Below are 22,565 nucleotides of genomic sequence, written 5' to 3'. Positions count from 1 at the left end.
GAATGATGCAATTTACAAGAGAGATTGATTTCGAAAATGCTTTAGTAGAATTATTAAAGAATAAAGGATGGGATGGCGGAGTTATTGAAAACCCTACTGAACAGGAATTAATTCAAAACTTGGCCGACATTCTTTTTAACAACAATAAAAGTGAAAATCGTTTAAATAGAGTCCCTTTATCTAAAGGTGAAATTGATCAAATTATCGAACAATTAAATGGTATAAAGACGCCAAATCAAGCAAACAAATGGATAAATGGCGGATCTATTCAAATTATTAGAGATAAAGATTCTGAAGATTTATTGCATCAAGGAAAAGTAGTGAGTTTGAAGCTCTATGACAGACGCGAGATAGCAGCAGGGAAAAGTCATTATCAACTGGTTCGTCAACCAAAGTATAAGAAGAAAATTGATGTTTCTAAAGATAGAAGAGGAGATGTTTGGTTATTAATTAATGGTTTACCAGTTATTAATATTGAATTGAAGCGTTCAGGTGAAACAGTTTACAGAGCAACAGGACAGATAGAGAAATACTACTATGAAGGTGCTTTTTCCGGATTATTCAGTCTAGTTCAGATTTTCATAGCAATGACGCCAGAGGAAACAGTTTATTTTGCCAATCCTGGTAGTGTAGAGGCTTTTGATGAAAAATATTTTTTCAAGTGGGCTGATATTAATAATGAACCTATAAATTATTGGAAAGATATAGCTGAAAGATTGCTTTCTATACCAATGGCACATACATTAATAGGGTATTATACGGTTGCTGATGATAGTGATGGTATTTTAAAAGTAATGAGAAGCTATCAATTTTATGCGGCTAGTACAATTTTTAATCAAATGAAGAAGACAGATTGGTCAGCACCAGAAAAATTAGGCGGATTTATTTGGCATACTACTGGTTCGGGAAAGACATTGACTAGTTTTAAGTCGGCTCAACTAATCGCAGACTGGGGAAATGCTGACAAGGTTGTTTTTCTATTGGATCGAGTTGAACTTAGTACACAATCTTTTGAAAATTTCCAAGGATTTTCTGATGATGAAAATGATATACAAGATACGAATTCAACTTTTGAATTAAGAAAGAAACTGATTGATACTGATCAGAGTTCGACGTTAATTGTTACATCTTTACAGAAAATGAGTATTGTTAGCAATGATGATAAGAATTTATCAGATTTGGAAAAAATAACGGACAAAAGAATTGTTTTTATCGTTGATGAGGCACATAGAACTACTTTTGGAGATATGCTTACTGATATCAAAAAAAGGTTTTCACGCGCAGTGTTTTTTGGGTTTACTGGCACACCAATAATGAAAGAAAATGAAAAAAATGGGAATACAACATCTGATATTTTTGGTTCTGAACTTCATCGTTATTCATTAGCGGATGGCATTCGAGATAAAAATGTATTAGGATTTCAGATTGATCAGGTTCCGACATTTTCTGATGAAGATATCCGACTTGCGGTGGCACTTGATAAGGCAAAAGCAGTTGATTTTATAGAAGTTAGTAGTGATGAACAAAAAAAGAAAGTTTTTGATTATTATATGAATCCTGCTAAAGTAAAAATGGCTGGTGAAAAACTAGATGGTAAATATAAAAAAGGAATTGAAGACTATCTTAATTCTTCTCAGTACAAAGATAAAGATGAACATTATGATGCAGTATTAACAGATATTGCTAAACAGTTTCCTGTATTGTCACAAGCCAATAAATATCACGCAATATTGGCAACTACTTCAATTGAAACAGCTATAAAATATTATAAAAAAGCTAAGAAAAAATATCCAAACATAAAATGGGCAGCTGTTTTTGATGCAGATGATTCGAACAGTTTTACTTCACTCTCTAAAATAAAGGGATTACATGAAGTTTTAGAGGATTACAATAAACAATATAACCAATCTTTTTCAGTAGAGAGTGGCTCATTTAAAAAGTATAAAAAAGATGTTGCCAATAGATTAGCTCATAAAAAACCTTATCAACATATAGAGTTGGGTCAACAGATTGATGTCATAATAGTTGTACGTCAACTTTTAACTGGATTTGATTCTAAATGGATTAATACAATCTATCTGGATAAAGTACTTGAATATGCTGATGTAATTCAAACTTTTTCTCGGACGAATCGCTTGAATGGATTTGATAAACCCTTTGGAAATATTCGCTATTATCAGAGAATTCATACAATGAATAAAAATATTGAGGAAGCGATAGATTTATATTCAGGCAATCGACCAGAGTTACTTTACGTAGCTAAGCTAGGATTGAATGTTCAATTGATGAATCAAAAGTATGAAGAGATAAAATTGCTATTTCTTAAAAATAAAATTACTAATTTTGAAAAGCTGCCTTCTGAAGTAGTTGAAATTAATCAATTTGCTAAATTGTTTAACGAATTGGACGGTATATTAACAGCGGCAAAATTACAAGGCTTTGTATGGGAAAAAAATGAATATCTGTTTGAAGGTGAAGTTATTGAACTACAGTTTTCTGAAGAAGACTATTTAGTCTTAGTTCTTCGGTATAATGAAATTGAACGTGGTAATGGTGGTGGAGAAGGTGTGGGGAAGGTTCCTTTAGATGTGCCTTATCACCCAATACCATTGAACAAAACAATTGTAGATAGTAATTTTTTCAATAAGCTTTTTGTTAAGTTTGTTAAACTGAGTCAAGAAGATTCTTCAGAGGAAGTAATAAGTGAGGCATTGAATGAATTACACTCGAAATTCTCATCTCTAACTCGTGAACAACAAGATTATGCTGAAATTGTTATTCAAGATATTCAAAATGGAAAACTTTCAATTAATGAAAATGCGAACTTTTTAGAATTAATCAGTGAGTATCAATTCCATCAGGAAATGAAAGAATTGAATGAAATTGCAAATTCTCTAGGTCTTGATGCAGAAAAATTGAAAAAAGTAAAGAATGTAGTTACAAGTGAATCTAATTTGAATCAATATGGTCAATTTGATAACTTGAAAAAAATGGTTGATTTTGAAAAAGCGAAAATTCTTTTTGAAAAAGAGTATGGTAAAAAAATACCAGCGTTTAAGATAAATCAAGAAATTGATAAACGTCTGAGAAAATTTATACTTGAAAAATAGGAAGAACTTATTCCTTACAGGAGGTGTTATGTTGGCTCTTTATCATATCAATAAACATAAGATGGTAAAAATTCAAGAAGTACCATTTGCTAAAGAAAAGGAATTACAATTTTTAGTAGAATCAAATTTAGAAAAGTTGTTCAATTTGAAATTTGTGGCTACTGAATTTTCTGTAGATGATTTTCGGCTGGATACGGTAGCTTATGATGAAGAAACCAAGAGTTTTGTAATCATTGAGTACAAAAAAGGGAAGCGATTCAGTGTAATTGATCAAGGCTATGCTTATCTAAACTCATTATTAGCTCATAAAGGGGAATTCGTTTTGAATTATAATGAGCAGTATCCAGATCAACTAAAGCGTATTAGTGAAATCGAATGGTCACAAACGAGAGTCATTTTTATAGCGAATGATTACACTAATTATCAACAGGGAGCAGTTAATAATCCCGATTTACCTATTGATTTGGTGACAGTTAAAAAATATGAAAACGGCTTGATAGATGTTGAAACGTTAAACAAAACTAATTTAAAGCAGGCTAAAGTTAATAAGCAGAGTAATCAGGGAGAAGCAAACAAGAAAGGTTTATCTAAAGAAATTATAGTTTATACAGAAGACGAACATCTTGAGAAAGGTTCTACAGAGGTTCAAGAACTTTATGAAGAATTAAAAGAAATTATTTTGAGCTGGGATAGTAATATTCGAATCAAGCCTGTCAAATTATATAATTCTTTTAAATTAAAACGTAACATAGTAGATATTCAAATTCAGAAAAGAGCTCTAAAAATTTGGATTAACCTAAAATATGGAGAACTAAATGATCCTGAAAATATAACTCGAAATGTAAGTGAGACAGGTCATTGGGGAAATGGTGATTATGAAATTATTATGAAAAACAATCAAAATATTGAGTATATTGCTAGTTTAATTAAGGAATCTTGGCGATATCACAAGCAGCAATTAAGTTAATTACTAACACCTAAACTAGCGCCAATCCCGAAAAATCATCAGAATTTCATGGTACCGCCCAAAACAACGGATGTTGAGCTAACAGCATTTAGAAGCTGTTGAAACTTGTAGAAACCACTAACCCTTTGCTGAAAGGTTCAGTCGCCTGAAAACTCAAACCAACAACATACTTCAAGAAACCAGCGTCTAACGCTGGTTTCTTTCTTTAACAACTACCGTTATGCCTTGCAAAAAACAAATAAGAAATTCCCTTATCTACTCAAAGTTATTTCTATTAGAACCAATCAACTATAGCTTATATTTTTTTCTATAACGAGCTAAACAAACCACATTCTTATTGAATTTTTAAAGCAACGTTCTCAAATTAACGGATTTTCTAAAAAAACACAAAATATCCAGACGAACTGGTCAAGTCCAATGGTTATTTATGAGTGAATATGCTAAAATAAAACTTGTCTTACATAAGGAAAGATTTGTTCACTAACAGTGGCGACTGTTCTCAGTAAACAGTTGCACTGGTTTATCGGGAAGGGAACAGAGCAAGTTTTACGAGACTTTCCCATGTAATAATAAAAAGCACTGAACGTCAGTGAATGAAGGAAGAAGGACATCTATGAAAACAATTATCACATTCATTATTGTCTTCGGTATTCTTGTCCTCGTACATGAATTTGGCCACTTTTATTTTGCAAAACGAGCGGGTATTTTAGTTCGTGAGTTTGCAATCGGAATGGGACCAAAGATTTTTGCGCATCGTGGAAAAGATGGCACCACTTATACGATTCGCTTATTGCCAATTGGTGGCTATGTGCGAATGGCTGGGATGGGCGAAGACATGACAGAAATCACACCAGGTATGCCTCTATCTGTTGAGTTAAATGCCGTGGGTAATGTGGTTAAAATTAATACAAGTAAAAAAGTACAATTACCTCATAGTATTCCGATGGAAGTCGTTGATTTTGATCTTGAAAAAGAATTATTCATCAAGGGCTATGTCAATGGAAACGAGGAAGAAGAAACCGTTTATAAAGTTGACCATGATGCAACGATTATTGAAAGTGATGGAACCGAGGTGCGGATTGCGCCACTTGACGTTCAATTTCAATCAGCGAAATTATCGCAACGCATTTTAACGAACTTTGCGGGGCCCATGAATAACTTTATCTTAGGGTTTATTCTGTTTACGTTAGCGGTTTTTCTACAAGGAGGCGTTACTGATTTAAACACGAATCAAATTGGACAAGTGATTCCTAATGGCCCAGCCGCAGAAGCTGGGTTGAAAGAAAATGATAAAGTCTTATCGATTAATAATCAAAAAATCAAAAAATACGAAGATTTTACAACCATTGTGCAGAAGAACCCCGAAAAGCCGTTAACGTTCGTAGTTGAGCGTAACGGCAAAGAAGAGCAACTAACAGTGACACCAGAAAAACAAAAAGTGGAAAAACAAACGATTGGTAAAGTCGGCGTTTATCCTTATATGAAAACCGATTTACCGTCAAAATTGATGGGCGGTATTCAGGATACTTTAAATAGTACGACACAGATTTTTAAAGCACTCGGCTCACTATTCACAGGCTTTAGTTTAAACAAACTAGGTGGGCCAGTCATGATGTTTAAATTATCGGAAGAAGCATCCAATGCTGGAGTAAGTACAGTTGTATTCTTAATGGCCATGCTGTCAATGAACTTAGGGATTATTAATTTGTTGCCGATCCCAGCTTTAGATGGCGGGAAAATTGTTTTAAACATTATTGAAGGTGTGCGTGGAAAACCAATTAGTCCTGAAAAAGAAGGCATCATTACGTTAATTGGCTTTGGGTTTGTCATGGTGTTAATGGTGTTAGTTACTTGGAACGATATTCAACGCTTTTTCTTTTAAGGAGAAAGCTTAAGTAAAAAAGTGTGTAAAGAAATCAAAAATAGTTGATTTTAAAATAGAGGAGAGTTTTAATGAAACAGTCAAAAATGTTAATTCCAACGTTAAGAGAAGTACCAAATGATGCAGAAGTCTTAAGTCATCAAATTCTGTTGCGCGCAGGCTATATTCGTCAAGTCGCTGCAGGGATCTATTCTTATTTACCTTTAGCCAATCGTGTTTTAGAAAAATTAAAAACGATTATGCGAGAAGAATTTGAGAAAATTGATGCAGTTGAAATGTTAATGCCTGCGTTATTACCCGCAGAACTTTGGAAAGAATCAGGCCGTTATGAAACTTATGGACCTAACTTGTATCGCTTAAAAGATCGCAATGACCGTGACTATATCTTAGGCCCAACGCATGAAGAAACCTTCACAGAATTAATTCGTGATGAAATCAATTCTTACAAACGATTACCTTTGAATTTATACCAAATTCAAACAAAATATCGTGATGAAAAACGCCCGCGTTCTGGCTTATTAAGAGGCCGTGAATTTATCATGAAAGATGGCTATTCTTTCCATGCCGATGAAGCTAGTTTAGATCAATCATACCGTGATTACGAAAAAGCTTACTCACGCATTTTTGAACGCTGTGGACTAGAATTCCGTGCCATTATTGGGGACGGTGGTGCCATGGGTGGTAAAGATTCTAAAGAATTTATGGCGATTTCTGAAATTGGGGAAGATACTATTTGCTATTCAACAGAAAGTGATTATGCTGCCAATTTAGAAATGGCAACAAGTCTTTATACGCCGAAAAAATCCCATGAAACACAATTAGATTTAGAAAAAATTGCAACACCAGAAGTGGGTACAATTGCCGAAGTGGCAAACTTCTTTGAAGTTGAGCCACAACGTATTATTAAATCAGTACTATTTATTGCCGATGAAGAGCCAGTAATGGTCTTGGTTCGTGGCGATCATGATGTCAATGATGTCAAATTGAAAAACTTCTTAGGCGCTGATTTCCTAGATGAAGCAACAGAAGAAGATGCTCGCCGTGTCTTAGGAGCTGGCTTTGGTTCAATTGGTCCAGTCAATGTTGCCAAAGATGTTAAAATTTATGCAGATTTAGCTGTTCAAGATTTAGCCAACGCCATTGTTGGGGCTAACGAAGATGGCTATCATTTGACAAATGTAAATCCAGATCGTGACTTCCAACCAATTAGTTACGAAGATTTACGCTTTGTTCAAGAAGGCGATCCTTCTCCTGATGGCAATGGTGTCTTAGCCTTTACCAAAGGAATCGAAATTGGTCATATCTTCAAATTAGGAACGCGTTACAGTGATGCTATGGGCGCAACAGTTTTAGATGAAAACGGTCGTGAAAAATCAGTGATCATGGGTTGCTATGGTATCGGTGTTAGTCGTTTACTTTCAGCAATCGTTGAACAAAATGCAGACGAGCGCGGTATTAATTGGCCAACAGGAATTGCGCCATTTGATTTACACGTGGTCCAAATGAATGTGAAAGATGAGTATCAAACAAAACTATCACAAGAAGTTGAAGCAATGATGACCGAAGCGGGCTACGAAGTATTAGTTGATGACCGCAACGAGCGCGCAGGCGTAAAATTTGCTGATGCTGATTTAATTGGTTGCCCAATCCGTATCACAGTCGGTAAAAAAGCAGTCGATGGTGTGGTAGAAGTCAAAATCAAACGTACTGGTGAAATGTTGGAAGTACGCAAAGAAGAATTAGAAAGCACACTTTCTATTTTGATGAACACAACATCAGAAGCGGAATAAATAAACAAACTTAATAACAGTATAAAGCTTAAAACGAAATCAAAGTTTCTCTGATTTTGTTTTAAGCTTTTTTAATGTAATAAAAAACTTAAATGTCTCAAGCTATAAACAATATTCGATTTTAAAGATTAATCTATATAAAATTATTTCATTTATTGTTTTTAATAATAAAGGAAATAAATAAGTGGTTTAAGATGATTAAATGATATTTTTTTGTTTTTAAACAAATTTTTCATATATAGATAGAATTTAAAATTATATTTACACTAATTATATGTTGGTGATATTATAAAATAGTGGCTAATTCATTAGATTAAATGGAAGAGATTATAACTAATAAAAAATAGGTTAGAAAATTAAAGAAAATACTCTTTCAGAAAAGAAACGATTGAATGAAGTTAGGCTAGTAAAGGGAACCCAGTAGCATTGGTGCTGTACTAGTGAAAGGAATTTATGGGACGAATCCAATAAGTGTTAAAACATGATTGTACATAAAAAAGAAAGGAGGGAAGCCAGTGAAAAAAGGAAAACTAAGTACCTTAGCTGCTGTAGTACTAATCATAATAGGAATTGGAGGGAAACAATACATGGATAAAAAAGCAATAGAAAAAGATTACCAACAAGGCATCGGTTTAATTCAAAAATATGTATCAAACTATTTGGTAGAAAACTATGAAGGTATTGAGAAGATTGAGTGGCAAGGCGTTGGCGTGGAATGGCGGAATGCAAAAGGATATGGGCCTTCGTTGTTGGGGAATTATGTGAATACTAGAGTGAATATATTTGTATCAGAAGATAAATATTTTTCTGTAAGATTTACTTTGACAGATGAAACAGATTATGACAATAATTTGAAAAAATATGTTAAAGCAAGTTCTTTGAATTCTGAAAATATTGATTTTTCAATCAAATCGGATTTGGAAAATGCTACCTATGATTTAAAACAGAGTGAAAAAGAATCATTCACGAAGCTAGAGAAGTCAATTTTTGGTAGTGATAATGCAAAAATCATTTATAACTTAGAAATTTATGAGTTGAACTATTAGGGGGGAGAATCTATGAGTAGAGAAATCACAACGGAAATATTAGCTAACGCTATTGATGAGACGAAAGATACTGTTCAAACAAAGAATACAAATGTACGATTGAAAATTCAAGGAAAAAAAACAGACTTCAAAATCATCCACAAAGCCGCCAGCACCCAATCCAGCCAACTAAATGCCATGGCCATCGCCCCTTTAGATGACCAAGGCAAACCTGACTATAACAATGTCACTGTCGTGTACGCTGGTACCAATTCCTTTGGTGATGAAGGCAAAAAAGGCTTTGAAACAGCTGGGACGGCTTTTGTAGGTGGCTTTTCTTCTGAATATCAGGAAGCCTGAATATCTTAACATAGAGTTTTAAAACATGATTGTACATAAAAAGAAAGGAGGGAAGCTAGTGAAAAAAGGAAGATGGTGGCTAATTGGTTTAGCTACTGCATTACTAATCATAATAGGAATCGGAGGAAAACAATACATGGATAAAAAAGCAATAGAAAAGGATTACCAACAAGGAATCGATTTAATTCAAAAATATGTGTCGAACTATTTAGTGGAAAACTACGAAGGCATTGAGAAGATTGAGTGGCAAGGCGTTGGCGTAGAATGGCGGAATGCAAAAGGATATGGGACTTCGCTGTTGGGGAATTATGTTAATAGTAAAATTAGAGTATATGTATCTAAAGATGATTATTTCATGATGTATTTTCGTCTAACCGATAAAACAGAATATGATGATGAATTGAAAAAATATGTTGTGCTAGACTCATTAAACGATAAAAATACAGATGTTGCAGTTAGAGTAGGATTAAGGAATGCGACATACGATTTGAACCAAGCTGAAAAAAAAGTTTTTGAGAGATTTAGAAAGTCTGATAAAGGAAGTCCAAATGCAAAAGTAGTTTATAACTTAGAAATTCATGAATTAATATATTAGGAGGGAAAGGAATTTGAGTAATGATGAAATTACAACAGAGACCTTAGCAAAAGCAATTGATTCTACAAAAGAGACAGTTCAATTGAATAGTGATACAGTAGTTTTAGAAATTCAAGACAAAACACAAGACTTCAAAATAATCCACAAAGCCGCCAGCACCCAATCCAGCCAACTAAATGCCATGGCCATCGCCCCTTTAGATGACCAAGGTAAACCTGACTATAACAACGTCGCTGTCGTGTACGCTGGTACCAATTCCTTTGGGGATGAAGGTAAAAAAGGCTTTGAGACAGCTGGGACAGCTTTTGTAGGTGGACTTTCTGAAGAATATCAGGAAGCTGAAAATTTTTTAAAACAAACGCAGCAAAAAATCGCCTCGCAAAACGGCACAATTACCGATGTTGCAGGCTTTAGTCAATCAGGTGGCTACATGATGAAAATGGCAGGGAAATACGGGCAAGAAATGGGCTTTCGTACCACCAGTTTTGATGATTGGGGCCGCAATCAATTTGAACGTTTAACGACGAGTGAAAAACAGTGGTTACAAGAAAATCCAGAATTTTTGATTCGCTACCAAAATGATTCATGGGCAGCACTGTCAGGACGTGATAGTAAATATGGCACGCTTTCTTCGATTTCAGGGGTTGGTGAACATAATACTTTAGCTAACTATTTTGACGGGGACGACTTGGATTTGGATCGTTTAGCCAAAGATGGCATTTTCGCACCGAATATGACTTTGGAGCAAGTCAAGTTAGCAGCGAAAGTCTGGGCAAAGAAAAATGGCGACTGGGATCCCACCACAAATAATGAAGCCGAAGCGAAAAAACGAGTGCAGGAGTACTTAGAACTCTATGGCGAATTTGCGCAAACGAATGCGAATTTGGAAAAATTAAAATCTGGTACTGATAAAGCTATTCGTTCCTTACATACAAAAATTGCCAGTGCTTCTGGCGGTCAAAAAATCAAGTTACGAGCAGACTTGGCATTACAGGTAGCTAATCAGGCTAGAACAATCGGTGAAGAAGCGGAGAAATTGCTGAAACAAAGCCAGCAAGACACAGAACAAGCGTTAGCAGAAATTTCCAAGGAAATTTTAACAAGTGCCAATGAAATAAGACAATATTTGTCTTATTCTGAGGTCCAAGCAATGATTGCACCCTATGAAAAAAGTCGTTTGTGGGACGAGGCACAGGCCAGTCACAATCGGAAACAAGTTCAACAATATAATCAAAAACTGATGACATTTAGTGAAAAGTTAACAACTGCGGCTAAAAATATTCAAGAATACGATCGCCAAGCAGGGAATCAGTTATTTACACAGAAATGAAAGGATGTCGCACATGGATGAACTGGAAAGAGAACTTCAATTAGAATTAGAACGCATACAAAAGATGCAAGAACGCCAAGCCATTCAAGCTGTGATTACAGCAAAACAAACCAGAATCGCAACCATCAAACAAACCTCCACACAGACAATCAAGGAACTTTCAAAATTAATGAGCAAGCAATCAAAAACTGCGTTGCCATCTTCCTTAAAAGGTGCGTTTCAAGGGCAAGTGGCGGACGCAGCGAGCCATTATTTGAAAGCGATTCCTGACGCAAATTTAAAAACACCAGCAAAAGGAGGTTAGGAGATGACACCGGAAGAAAAACGCCGCAGTTACCAGATGATTGAAGACAGCTATTATCAAGAAAAGCGCAGAATCAATCAACAACAGCAACATGTTTCCGCTGAAATCCAGCGATTTAGACAACAAACGAACCAACTAGTAGACAAGGTGGCTTATTTTACTAGAAATGATACTTGGGACAAACGAATGTTTCATCATCAAATAGCCACCAGTTTAGATGAAGTGAAACGAACAGAAAATCGGTTTGTTTCAATCCTAGAAGAAACAGAACAAACCATGCGGAAAAATTATCGAAAAGAGATTGAGAAATTGGAAGAAATGGCAAGAATGGATTTGTAAGGGATTGGTAAATACGGATTGACAGGATGTTTTTTGTTCAATATGTTCAAACAAATAATGGAATTCTTCACGAGTACATTACTCTTGTTCTCTAATTTTTAGCAAGCCATTGACGGAACAAGATTGTTTTTTTACAAAAAACGAGTATACTTAATAGAGAAGCGAATGCAGAGAAACCGAAAAAAGGCACTTGACAGATTTGTCTGAGGGCCTTTTTTCAATGATAGAAGGAGGTTCATTTTGTGACAGAAAAAGCACGCGATTTATTTGATAAACTGATGACGCAAATTCAGTTAGATGACACAGCGAAAGAACATCCCTTAATTCAAAATGGCCGGATTGACAAGGTCATTGTTCACCAACAAAGTCGCTTATGGGAATTTCATTTAAGTTTTGATGAATTGATGCCAGTGATGCTATATCAAACATTTATGCAACAATTGGAACTAGCTTTTCAACAAATTGCACAGGTTTCCGTTCAAATAACCACAAATCAGACAACATTTACTGAGGAACAATTAACGGATTATTGGCAGTTGGCCTTGTTAAATAGTCAATGCAATACGCCGTTAGTTCAGAAAGTCTTAAAAACACAGACACCACAATTTGAAGATCGGAAAATTATTTTACCTGTTGATAATGAAGCAGTTATTCCTTATTTGAAGCAACAATATTTACCAATTATTGAGGAACTTTATTTCTCTTACGGGTTTCCTAAATTTCATATTGAACCAAAAATGGATCAACAGCAAGCTGCAGAAGTGCTGAAAAAGTTTGAAGAGCAAAAATTAGAACAAGCCGCAGCCTTTCAACAACAAGCTGCTGAATCGCTTGTTAAACATGAACAAATGAAAAAAGAAAAACAACAACAAGCGCCTGCGTTTGATGGTCCAATTCGTTTAGGGCGGAATATTCCCAATGATGAACCCATTATGCCAATGGGAAACATACTGGAAGAAGAACGTCGGATAACGATTGAAGGCTTTATTTTTGATAAAGAAGTGCGTGAATTGCGTTCTAAACGAAAAATTTTAATTTTGAAAATAACTGATTATACTTCCTCTTTCGTGGTGAAGAAATTTTCGAATGGGGAAAAAGATGAACAAGTTTTTGATGCGATTCAACCACAAAGTTGGATTCGTGTTCGTGGTAGTGTACAAGAAGATACCTTCATGCGTGATTTAGTCATGAATGCTCAAGATTTGATGGAAGTCGCCCATGCGCCAAGAAAAGACTACGCGCCAGAAGGTGAAAAACGTGTAGAATTACACATGCATAGTAACATGAGTACAATGGATGCGACCAATAAAGTCGGTGACTTAGTGGCGCAAGCGGGGAAATGGGGTCACAAGGCCATCGCAATTACGGATCATGGCGGCGCCCAAGCGTTTCCTGATGCCCATGCTGCAGGTAAAAAAGCAGGCGTTAAAATTTTATACGGCGTGGAAGCCAATATTGTTGATGATGGTGTACCTATTGCTTACAACGAAGAACATATTGAATTAACAGATGCTACCTATGTGGTCTTTGACGTGGAAACAACGGGGCTTTCCGCTGTTTATGATACAATTATTGAATTGGCCGCTGTCAAAATGCACAAAGGAAATGTCATTGAGACTTTTGAGCAGTTTATTGATCCTGGCCATCCATTATCTCAAACGACAATTAATTTAACTGGGATTACAGATGAAATGGTGCGCGGTTCAAAATCCGAAGAAGAAGTTTTACGCATGTTTAAAGAGTTTTCAGAAGGAACTATTTTAGTGGCCCACAACGCTTCTTTTGATATGGGGTTCTTAAATACAAGTTATGGCAAACACGGAATACCTGAAGCGGCTAATCCCGTCATCGATACATTAGAATTATCCAGATTCTTGTATCCACATTTCAAAAGCCATCGTCTAAATACCTTATCGAAAAAATTTGGCGTCAACTTAGAACAACATCACCGTGCCATCTATGACTCAGAATCAACAGGTCATTTGTGCTGGATTTTCTTAAAAGAAGCGAAAGAGAATCATGATATGCATTTCCATGATGATTTGAATCGTCATATTGGCGAAGGAGACTCATACAAACGTGCTCGACCTTTCCATGCAACGATTTTAGCAACAACTCAAGCAGGATTAAAAAATCTTTTTAAATTGATTTCGATGTCCAATGTAGATTATTTTTTCCGAGTACCACGGATTCCTCGTTCGCAATTATCGAAGTTAAGAGAAGGGCTTTTAATCGGTTCCGCATGTTCAAACGGCGAAATTTTTGAAGCAATGATGCAAAAAGGTGTCGAAGAAGCAAAAAATCGTGCCAAATTCTACGATTATATTGAAGTTATGCCCAAACCAGTTTACGCGCCATTAATTGAACAAGAATTGGTGAAAAATGAAGCAGATTTGGAAGAAATTATTAGTAATCTAGTGAAAATCGGTGACGAACTTGGCAAGCTGGTTGTCGCCACTGGAAATGTTCATTATTTAAATGAAGAAGATGCCATCTATCGGAAAATTTTAGTCGGGTCTATGGGTGGCGCTAATCCGTTAAATCGCCATAGTTTACCAAAGGTTCATTTCAGAACCACCGATGAAATGTTAACGGAATTCCAATTTTTAGGACAAGACGTCGCTAAGCGAATTGTAGTAGAAAATCCCAACAAAGTCGCTGATTTATGTGAAGAAGTTATTCCAGTAAAAGACGATTTGTATACGCCAAAAATTCCTGGGTCTGAACAAGAAATCACTGATTTAAGCTACAATCGTGCGCGCGAATTGTATGGCGATCCTTTACCAGAAATTGTCGAAAAACGGTTAGAAAAGGAACTGAATTCGATTAACGGGAATGGTTTCTCGGTTATTTATTTAATTTCTCAAAAACTGGTGCATAAAAGTAATGAAGATGGCTATTTAGTTGGTTCACGGGGCTCTGTCGGTTCGAGTTTTGTTGCGACAATGACAGGGATTACTGAAGTAAATCCTTTAGCGCCACATTATTATTGTCCTGAGTGTCAATATTCTGAGTTCTATGAAGATGGTTCCTATGGTTCAGGGTTTGATATGCCTGAAAAAGCCTGTCCAAAATGTGGTGCTCGATTGTTTAAAGATGGTCACGACATTCCTTTTGAAACGTTCTTAGGGTTTCATGGCGACAAAGTTCCCGATATCGATTTGAACTTTTCTGGCGATTATCAAGCCGAAGCCCATAACTACACGAAAGTTCTTTTTGGTGAAGAATATGTCTACCGGGCAGGAACCATTGGTACAGTAGCCGACAAAACAGCGTATGGCTTTGTTAAAGGATATGAAAGAGATCATAATTTACATTTGCGTGGTGCTGAAATTGATCGCTTAGCTAAAGGTTCAACAGGGGTTAAACGGACGACTGGGCAGCATCCCGGCGGTATTATTGTAATTCCTGATTACATGGATGTTTATGACTTTACGCCAATCCAATACCCTGCTGATGATCAAGAGGCAGAATGGAAAACGACGCACTTTGATTTCCATTCCATTCACGATAATATTTTAAAACTTGATATTCTGGGACATGATGATCCAACCGTGATTCGGATGTTACAAGATTTATCTGGGATTGAGCCAAAAACCATCCCAACAGACGATCCAGAAGTGATGCGTATTTTTGAAGGACCTGATGTTCTAGGTGTGGATGCAGAGCAAATTTATTCTAAAACAGGAACTTTAGGAATTCCTGAATTTGGGACACGTTTCGTTCGAGGTATGTTAGAACAGACCCATCCATCAACTTTTGCAGAATTACTTCAAATTTCTGGACTGTCTCACGGAACCGATGTGTGGCTAGGAAATGCAGAAGAGTTGATTCGCCGTGGCGAAGCCAATCTTGCTGAAGTAATTGGTTGTCGGGATGATATCATGGTATATTTAATTCATGCTGGTTTGGACAGTGGGATGGCCTTTAAGATTATGGAAACGGTACGTAAAGGACAATGGAATAAGATTCCTGATGAACTACGGGATACGTATTTAAATGCGATGAAGGAAAACAACGTCCCTGACTGGTATATTGATTCTTGTTCTAAAATTAAATATATGTTCCCGAAAGCCCATGCGGCAGCATACGTATTAATGGCATTGCGGGTCGCTTACTTTAAAGTTTATTTCCCAATCTTATATTACTGTGCGTTTTTCTCCGTTCGGGCGGATGACTTTGACTTAGTGGCAATGTCACAAGGGAAAGAAGCTGTGAAAGCACGAATGAAAGAAATTACGGACAAAGGGATGGACGCCTCCACTAAAGAGAAAAACTTATTAACGGTTTTAGAATTATGTAATGAAATGTTGGAACGGGGCTATAAATTTGGCATGATTGATTTGTACAAATCAGATGCTGAAAATTTTGTGATTGAAGGGGATACCTTGATTGCACCTTTCCGAGCAGTGCCAAGTTTAGGCCTCAACGTAGCGAAAGCCATTGTCGCTGCGCGAGAAGAGCAACCGTTCTTGTCGAAAGAAGATTTGGCAACACGAGGCAAAGTTTCTAAAACGTTGATTGAATACATGAATGAAAATGGTGTCTTAAAAGACTTGCCAGATGAAAACCAATTATCATTATTTGATATGTTATAAAAGAAAAATCTTTTAGAAAAAGGCCGGTGAAGCAACTTATTCACCGGCCTTTTTTAGTCATCAAATAAATTAGAAAATCATTGCTAGAAGCGTTTTAATTACTTATTAAAAAGCCATCTTTATTTAATTATGTTGAGCTTGTGCATAAAAAGTAAAATGCTTATGATAAATGAAGAGCTTTATTTTTTTAATAAGAAAGGAATTGGTTATATGGACAAAAAGCAATTACGATGGTTCACCGTCGGGTTAATTGCCTTTAACATGGTCTGGGGTCTTGGAAATGTTGTGAATAATTATGCACAACAAGGGATTTCAGTGGTCACTTCATGGCTTTTGATTTTAGTTTTATATTTTATTCCCTATGCGTTAATCGTAGGACAATTAGGTTCAACATTTAAAGACAGCAATGGTGGGGTTAGTTCGTGGGTGCAAAACACCAGTACTAAACGTCTAGCCTATTATGCAGCATGGACTTATTGGGTAGTGCACATTCCTTACTTGGCACAAAAACCACAAGCAATTTTAATTGCCTTAGGTTGGGCAGTTCAAGGGAATGGAAACCTAGTCAATACGATGCCAATCGTAACGGTATCATTTATTTCATTAATAATTTTCTTGGTTTTCTTGTTATTATCAACAAAAGGGTTAACCACCTTAAAAGTTATTGGTGGTTTAGCTGGAACCGCCATGTTTGTGATGTCTATTTTATTCATTTTATTAGCGGTAGGCGCACCATTTATTAATTCAACGGTTGAATTTGCGACGCCAAACATGTCACAAGTCAGCACCTACATTCCTAAATTTGATTTTAGTTATTTTACAACCGTATCAATGTTAGTTTTTGCGGTAGGTGGCGCTGAAAAAATTTCTCCTTACGTAAATGCAACTAAAAATCCAGCCAAAGAGTTCCCTAAAGGAATGATTTTCCTAGCGGCAATGGTTGGTTTATCGGCTGTTTTAGGTTCATTTGCAATGGGAATGTTATTCTCAAGTGACAATATTCCTAAAGATTTAATGGCAAATGGTGCCTACAGTGCCTTCCAAAAATTAGGCGCATATTATGGTGTCGGTAATCTCTTAATGATTGTTTATGCTTTGACGAATACAGTGGGTCAAGTGGCTGCGTTAGCCTTTTCAATTGATGCTCCACTGAAAATTCTTTTAGCTGAAGCAGATCCAGAATTTGTTCCAAGTTGGTTACGTAAACGTACGAAAAAAGGTACGTTAATTAATGGTTACTTATTAACAGGTATTTTAGTAAGTATTATTATCGCTTTACCGATGTTTGGGTTGAAGGACATGAACGAAGTGGTTAAATGGCTAACTAACTTAAATTCTGTAGTTATGCCAATGCGTTACTTGTGGGTCTTCTTTGCCTATATGCTTCTAAACAAAGCATACAAACAATTTAATTCAGAATATAAATTTGTTAAAAATCCTAAAATTGGTTTTGTGTTTGGTCTTTGGTGTTTCCTATTTACAGCCTTTGCTTGTATCCTAGGAATGGTGCCTAAATTTGAGTATGCCTCAGACCCTCAAGGCTGGTTGTTCCAATTAGCTTCTAACATTGTGACACCAATCGTCTTAATTCTATTAGGAATGATTTTACCAGCAATTGCACGTCGCGAGAAAAAAGACACGATTTTGCCAATTGATTCAGCAGAATAAATGGTTGCATGTTTCAAGGATAAAATAGTCAGTTTAAGTATTTTGCGTGAGATAAATGGTCAATAGGACTGTTTATCTCACGTTTTTTTTCTGTCGATTTTTCTCTAAAATTTCTATTGTCTCTTAAAAATATGAGAAAATCAGAAGAATTTCTCCTGTATACTAAAGGTATCTATCATTAAAAAATGGTTATTAACGGAGAAAAAGGAAGTGAACCTCATGACTAAAACACTTGAAACACAACCAGAAGAGAAAACGGTCTTTCTTTGTAAAGAAACGAATCCAGATTTTTTAGGACGAGAAATTTATGCGGATAATGTTGAAACACCGTATAATTTTTACTTAATTCGCAAGCTTTATTTAGCGAAAGAGTACCAAAATTTAGCAGAAGGGGAACAATTTTTTGAGGCTTTATGTGAAAGTTGGGATGAATCAGAACAGTTTGAAGAGTTAATTGTTAAAAAGATTTATGTCTATGTTGAAACAGAGTTAATGTACTACACTGTTTATTTTGGAAGTTTTGAGCCGACCACTCGTGACTTACGATCCGCACTGAAACAATGGATGTATGAAATACCAACAACTAAAAATAAAAAAACAGTCCGTATGAATGAAACCAATGTGCAAGTAGTGCCGCAAGAAAATCAATTAACGGAATTAGCTGGTGAAATTGCTGTCTTACGTGAAATGCTGACACTTTTAAAAGAAAATTTAGCCTCCTTAAATGAAGCCGTTAATCAAACGAGAAATCCCGTCATTTCTAGACAAATAAAAACGATCCATTTGAAAAGAGCTTCTCCTGTGATAGCCGCAGAACAGGCATCGCTGAAAGTATCAGAGGATACTAATCTGGAACAACCAGACGTCAATCTATCGCCTGATAATCTGGAAAATCAAGAAGGTGAAACAACTGTAGCAACAAGTGAAGCAGTGCTTCCTGTTAACAAACTAGCGCTTGAAGAACCAGCGAAAGAACCAGTGTTATCTGAAACAGTGCCAATTAAAGAAGCACAGCCAGAAAAAAAACAAGAAAACCAGCAGAGTACTGCGGCAAAACCTTTATTTACTTTTCCACAAGAAACAGAAAAAAGCTCGTTAAATTCAGTGAATAAGTCTGCCGAAAAAGAGGAGGAGCAGAAGTCAGAAAAAGAAGCTGTCTCTATGGAAAGTGAGAAAGAAAATTCATCAAGTCGGACAATTCCTGCGGACTTTCAACGACAATTGGACGAATTAGAAGAGGAAATTTATCGTCGCTTTATGAGTCGCCAGTTAGAGGATACTGATGGAAATCAAGCAGTACCGAAAATAACGATTGAAAAAAGACAGTTAGAAGCACAAATGATTGAAGCAAAAGCATTCTCACAATCATTTAAACAAGTTCAAAAGAAAAAAGAAGGAGACGTGCGAATTTGCAATCAGTTAAGCTGTATGAAACTAGAAAAAGGATTAGATAAATTTTTAGACGAAGTTACAGAATATGTTGAAAAGCGGACACTATTTAATAAAAAGGTTCGTTGTCCGCTCCCAGTAATCAGAGAATTGGAAGGCTATGGGCAATTAAATCAGTATATGCAGAAAATCCTTGACTGTTATTAATCGTTTATTTAGGAGAAGGTAAGACAAAACCATTCAGTTTATCAGCTTTTAAGCCTGAAACAAAAATCACTTTGAATTTTTGTTTCAGGCTCTTTCTTATTATCTCTGGAAAAGATTTCAAGAGAATTTTTGAAATACTAGTGAAAATCCTATAAATTGTAGTATAATTTTCAAAGATGAATGAAAGGCGTGAAGTCATTGAAAGACAAACAAGTGTATGCAGTAGTTGACCTTGAAACGACTGGAACAGATCCTACAAGTGATCGGATCATTCAGTTTGGATGCGTTCTCGTTCAAGATGGAAAGATTATTGCGAACTTTGCGACAGATGTGAATCCCAATCAAGTAGTACCAAAACAAATTCAAAGTTTAACGGGGATTAGTAATACGCAAGTTCAAAAAGCGCCTTATTTTGAAGATGTAGCACATACAATTTATCATTATCTGGAAGATACTATTTTTGTGGCGCATAACGTCCACTTTGATTATAATTTTTTAGCTCGTGAACTGGTACGGTGTGGCACGCCGCCACTTACCATTCCAGCCATTGATACAGTGGAATTGGCACAGATTTTTTTACCGACAGAAAAAAGTTTCCGCTTAAGTGATTTGTCGGAAAGCTTAGGTTTGTCTCATGAGAATCCCCATCAAGCAGATAGTGATGCGCAGGTTACAGCCGAACTTTTGTTATTAATTCAAGAAAAAATGAAATCTTTACCATTAGTCACTATGGAAAAAATTGCGGAATTAAGTCAACAGACAGCGCGGGAAACCAGTGCCTTTATTCAACAAACGTATGAACAAATGAAAAAACAAGTCACACCATTAAATCCAGCTTATCAAGTGGTCAGTGGCATTGCTTTACGCAAAAAAGAAGTTCCACTTTTTGAAGAAACGTTCTATCAGACTAGCACGTATCCCAAAACTAAAAAAGCCAAAGAAAAACTGTTTGGCGAACGTTTCGCTTATCGTGCGGAACAGAGTCGGATGATGAATTTAGTCTATGATCATTTTACAGAAGGAACGACAAAAGATTTATTTATTGAAGCAGCGACTGGAACGGGAAAAACATTAGGCTATCTGTTGCCGATGAGCTATTTAGCAACGCCAGAAAAACCAGTCATCATTTCAACAGTTTCGATTGTTTTACAAAATCAATTAGTGGAAAAAGATTTACCATTAGCCAATCAAATCTGCCAAGGGAAATTACGAGGCATTGTTATTAAAAGCCATCGACACTATCTTGATTTACAACGCTTTAAGGCAACGTTGAATCAGCCAACTCCGCAAAAACAATACGCTCTTTATCAAATGGGCGTTCTCGTCTGGTTGCTAGAAACAGAAACGGGCGATTTAGATGAACTACAATTGACGAATTTAAATCATTTATTCTGGAAAGAAGTTACACATCGCGGATTGGATTTTCTTTCAAAAAAAGATGAACTTTATGAAGTTGACTTTTTAAGACATCTGTATAAAAAAGTCGCTCAAAGTAACGTGTTGATTGTTAATCATGCATTTTTGGCGCAAGAGTCGCTAAGAAAACAACCGTTATTACCTGAAAGTCCGTGGCTAATTATTGATGAAGCACATCATTTACCAGACATCGCTAGTCGGATGGCGAGCGAACGAGTGAACAGTGTGATACTAAAAAAACAAGTCACACATTTTATTGAAAAAGAACAACTTTTTGTTGCTTTACAGCAAATTTTTCAACAGTTTTCTGAAGAGCAGCGGTTTGTAAAAATTTATCAGCAAGGTTTACTGGATTTTGTGGATGAATGGCAAGATTTTCTTTTTGAATTGCATCGTTTATTTAGTAAAACACAGAAGCGGATAGACCATCAGGAGTTGCTTTTAACCAAAGAACGTATTGATTATTTATCTGCTGCGGGAGAAAAACATAGTCAAACGCTCCAGCTTTTACTGCAGGAGCTGTTAACTATTCAAAGTAAGTTACAGCAAACAATTATGAGTCAGTTGGAAACCTTTAGTTTGGCTGATCGCATCGTTTTTGTGCGCTTGTTTCAATTTTTTGATGAAATTGAACGTATTCATCACTGTTTTACCATTTATCTTGATGATTGGCGTCCACGTTGGGTAAAAGAATATTTACCACAAAATGAAGACCATGGCTTGATTGAAATTCATGACTTAGAAGCTAGTTTGCTTCCTGAAACAAAGTGGTATCCGCGGTATGAACGAATTATTTATACAAGCGGCACATTGAAGTTTGGCAACAATAAAAAGTATTTACCGCAACGGTTAGGTTTAACAGAGGTGATGTTCAAAAACCTGCCAACGCCATATAACTATGCAGAAAATGCGCGAGTCTATGTACCGGAAGAAGCAGTAGCCATTCAAAATGCCTCTTCCTATGAAATGGGTCAATACATTTCAGATACCATTGAAAAATTGATGGCGCAAGAGGAACGTTCGATGTTGGTTCTTTTTACTTCGCATGAATTATTGTCCACCGTGTATCATCAAGTCCAGCCAAGATTATTGGAAAAAGGACAAGAGGTCCTCGCCCAAGGGATTAGCGGCAGTCGTGAAAAAATTCTTAAACGGTTCTCTAATGGAAAACCAAATGTCTTGCTAGGAGCCGATAGCTTTTGGGAAGGTGTGGACTTACCAGGAACAGCTTTACAGTTATTGATAGTTACGCGTTTGCCTTTTGAAAACCCGAAACGACCACTTGTGCAAGCAAAATATGCGTATTTAGAAGCAGAAGGGATACAACCATTTGCTCAAGAAGCGGTACCGAAAGCAGCCTTACGTTTGCGACAAGCACTGGGCCGTTTAATCCGTTCTGAAGAAGACAGAGGGGCATTGCTGATTCTGGATCGTCGTTTAGTCACTGCAAAATATGGCAAACGATTAATCAAAGCGTTTCCCAAGGGACTCTCAGTAAAAGAAGCGCCCATGCCTGAAATTTTAGAAGAATTAAAGGAATTTTTAAACAAATAATCGATTATTTTTAGGTCATATTTGTGAAAGG

General features: G+C 36.2%; 13 protein-coding genes and 1 pseudogene. All 14 read left to right on the top strand.

Annotation, left to right across the window (positions count from 1 at the left end; genetic code table 11):
* Positions 1–2 precede the first annotated feature (2 nt).
* The 14 genes and pseudogenes from IGJ41_RS09690 (at position 3) to IGJ41_RS09625 (ending at position 22,534) form a co-directional block, all read left to right on the top strand.
* Positions 3–3,110: a type I restriction endonuclease subunit R gene (locus tag IGJ41_RS09690; protein WP_080488176.1), complete on the top strand. Its 3,108-nt coding sequence runs from the start codon at positions 3–5 to the stop codon at positions 3,108–3,110.
* A 31-nt stretch (positions 3,111–3,141) separates the two neighbouring features.
* Positions 3,142–4,077, top strand: a complete 936-nt coding sequence (locus IGJ41_RS09685; RefSeq protein WP_071981572.1) for a DUF5655 domain-containing protein — start codon at positions 3,142–3,144, stop codon at positions 4,075–4,077.
* Positions 4,078–4,690: 613 nt separating this feature from the next.
* Positions 4,691–5,959: an RIP metalloprotease RseP gene (gene rseP / locus IGJ41_RS09680; protein ID WP_002362168.1), complete on the top strand. Its 1,269-nt coding sequence runs from the start codon at positions 4,691–4,693 to the stop codon at positions 5,957–5,959.
* A 71-nt stretch (positions 5,960–6,030) separates the two neighbouring features.
* A complete protein-coding gene (locus IGJ41_RS09675; RefSeq protein ID WP_016614512.1) occupies positions 6,031–7,749 on the top strand; it encodes a proline--tRNA ligase in 1,719 nt (572 codons plus the stop codon).
* Between the two features lie 515 nt (positions 7,750–8,264).
* Positions 8,265–8,795: a hypothetical protein gene (locus IGJ41_RS09670; protein ID WP_010707318.1), complete on the top strand. Its 531-nt coding sequence runs from the start codon at positions 8,265–8,267 to the stop codon at positions 8,793–8,795.
* 12 nt (positions 8,796–8,807) lie between these two features.
* A pseudogene (locus IGJ41_RS09665) lies at positions 8,808–9,131 on the top strand (hypothetical protein); the annotation flags it as partial.
* A 61-nt stretch (positions 9,132–9,192) separates the two neighbouring features.
* Positions 9,193–9,729: a hypothetical protein gene (locus IGJ41_RS09660; RefSeq protein WP_317909612.1), complete on the top strand. Its 537-nt coding sequence runs from the start codon at positions 9,193–9,195 to the stop codon at positions 9,727–9,729.
* Between the two features lie 13 nt (positions 9,730–9,742).
* The gene (locus IGJ41_RS09655; protein ID WP_010816153.1) at positions 9,743–11,059 is read left to right on the top strand and encodes a hypothetical protein; all 1,317 of its coding nucleotides are present in this window, start codon (positions 9,743–9,745) and stop codon (positions 11,057–11,059) included.
* A gap of 13 nt (positions 11,060–11,072) precedes the next feature.
* Complete coding sequence (locus IGJ41_RS09650; RefSeq protein WP_010826188.1) at positions 11,073–11,363, top strand: hypothetical protein; 291 nt, start codon at positions 11,073–11,075, stop codon at positions 11,361–11,363.
* A 3-nt stretch (positions 11,364–11,366) separates the two neighbouring features.
* Positions 11,367–11,702: a hypothetical protein gene (locus IGJ41_RS09645; RefSeq protein WP_002381591.1), complete on the top strand. Its 336-nt coding sequence runs from the start codon at positions 11,367–11,369 to the stop codon at positions 11,700–11,702.
* A 242-nt stretch (positions 11,703–11,944) separates the two neighbouring features.
* On the top strand, positions 11,945–16,300 hold the full coding sequence (locus IGJ41_RS09640; protein ID WP_002381593.1) for a PolC-type DNA polymerase III: 4,356 nt from the start codon (positions 11,945–11,947) through the stop codon (positions 16,298–16,300).
* Between the two features lie 210 nt (positions 16,301–16,510).
* A complete protein-coding gene (locus IGJ41_RS09635) occupies positions 16,511–17,968 on the top strand; it encodes an amino acid permease (RefSeq protein ID WP_002356790.1) in 1,458 nt (485 codons plus the stop codon).
* Between the two features lie 219 nt (positions 17,969–18,187).
* Positions 18,188–19,564: a hypothetical protein gene (locus IGJ41_RS09630; protein WP_438714335.1), complete on the top strand. Its 1,377-nt coding sequence runs from the start codon at positions 18,188–18,190 to the stop codon at positions 19,562–19,564.
* A gap of 180 nt (positions 19,565–19,744) precedes the next feature.
* Positions 19,745–22,534 carry an ATP-dependent DNA helicase DinG gene (locus tag IGJ41_RS09625; protein ID WP_153853993.1) on the top strand — a complete coding sequence of 930 codons (2,790 nt, stop codon included), beginning with the start codon at positions 19,745–19,747 and terminating at the stop codon, positions 22,532–22,534.
* Positions 22,535–22,565: the final 31 nt, after the last annotated feature.

This window comes from Enterococcus sp. DIV1537a, from assembly GCF_051712085.1.
GTDB classification, from domain to species: domain Bacteria; phylum Bacillota; class Bacilli; order Lactobacillales; family Enterococcaceae; genus Enterococcus; species Enterococcus faecalis.
Note: the sequence above shows the minus strand (reverse complement) of the source record. Positions and strands in the feature narration are given on the sequence as shown.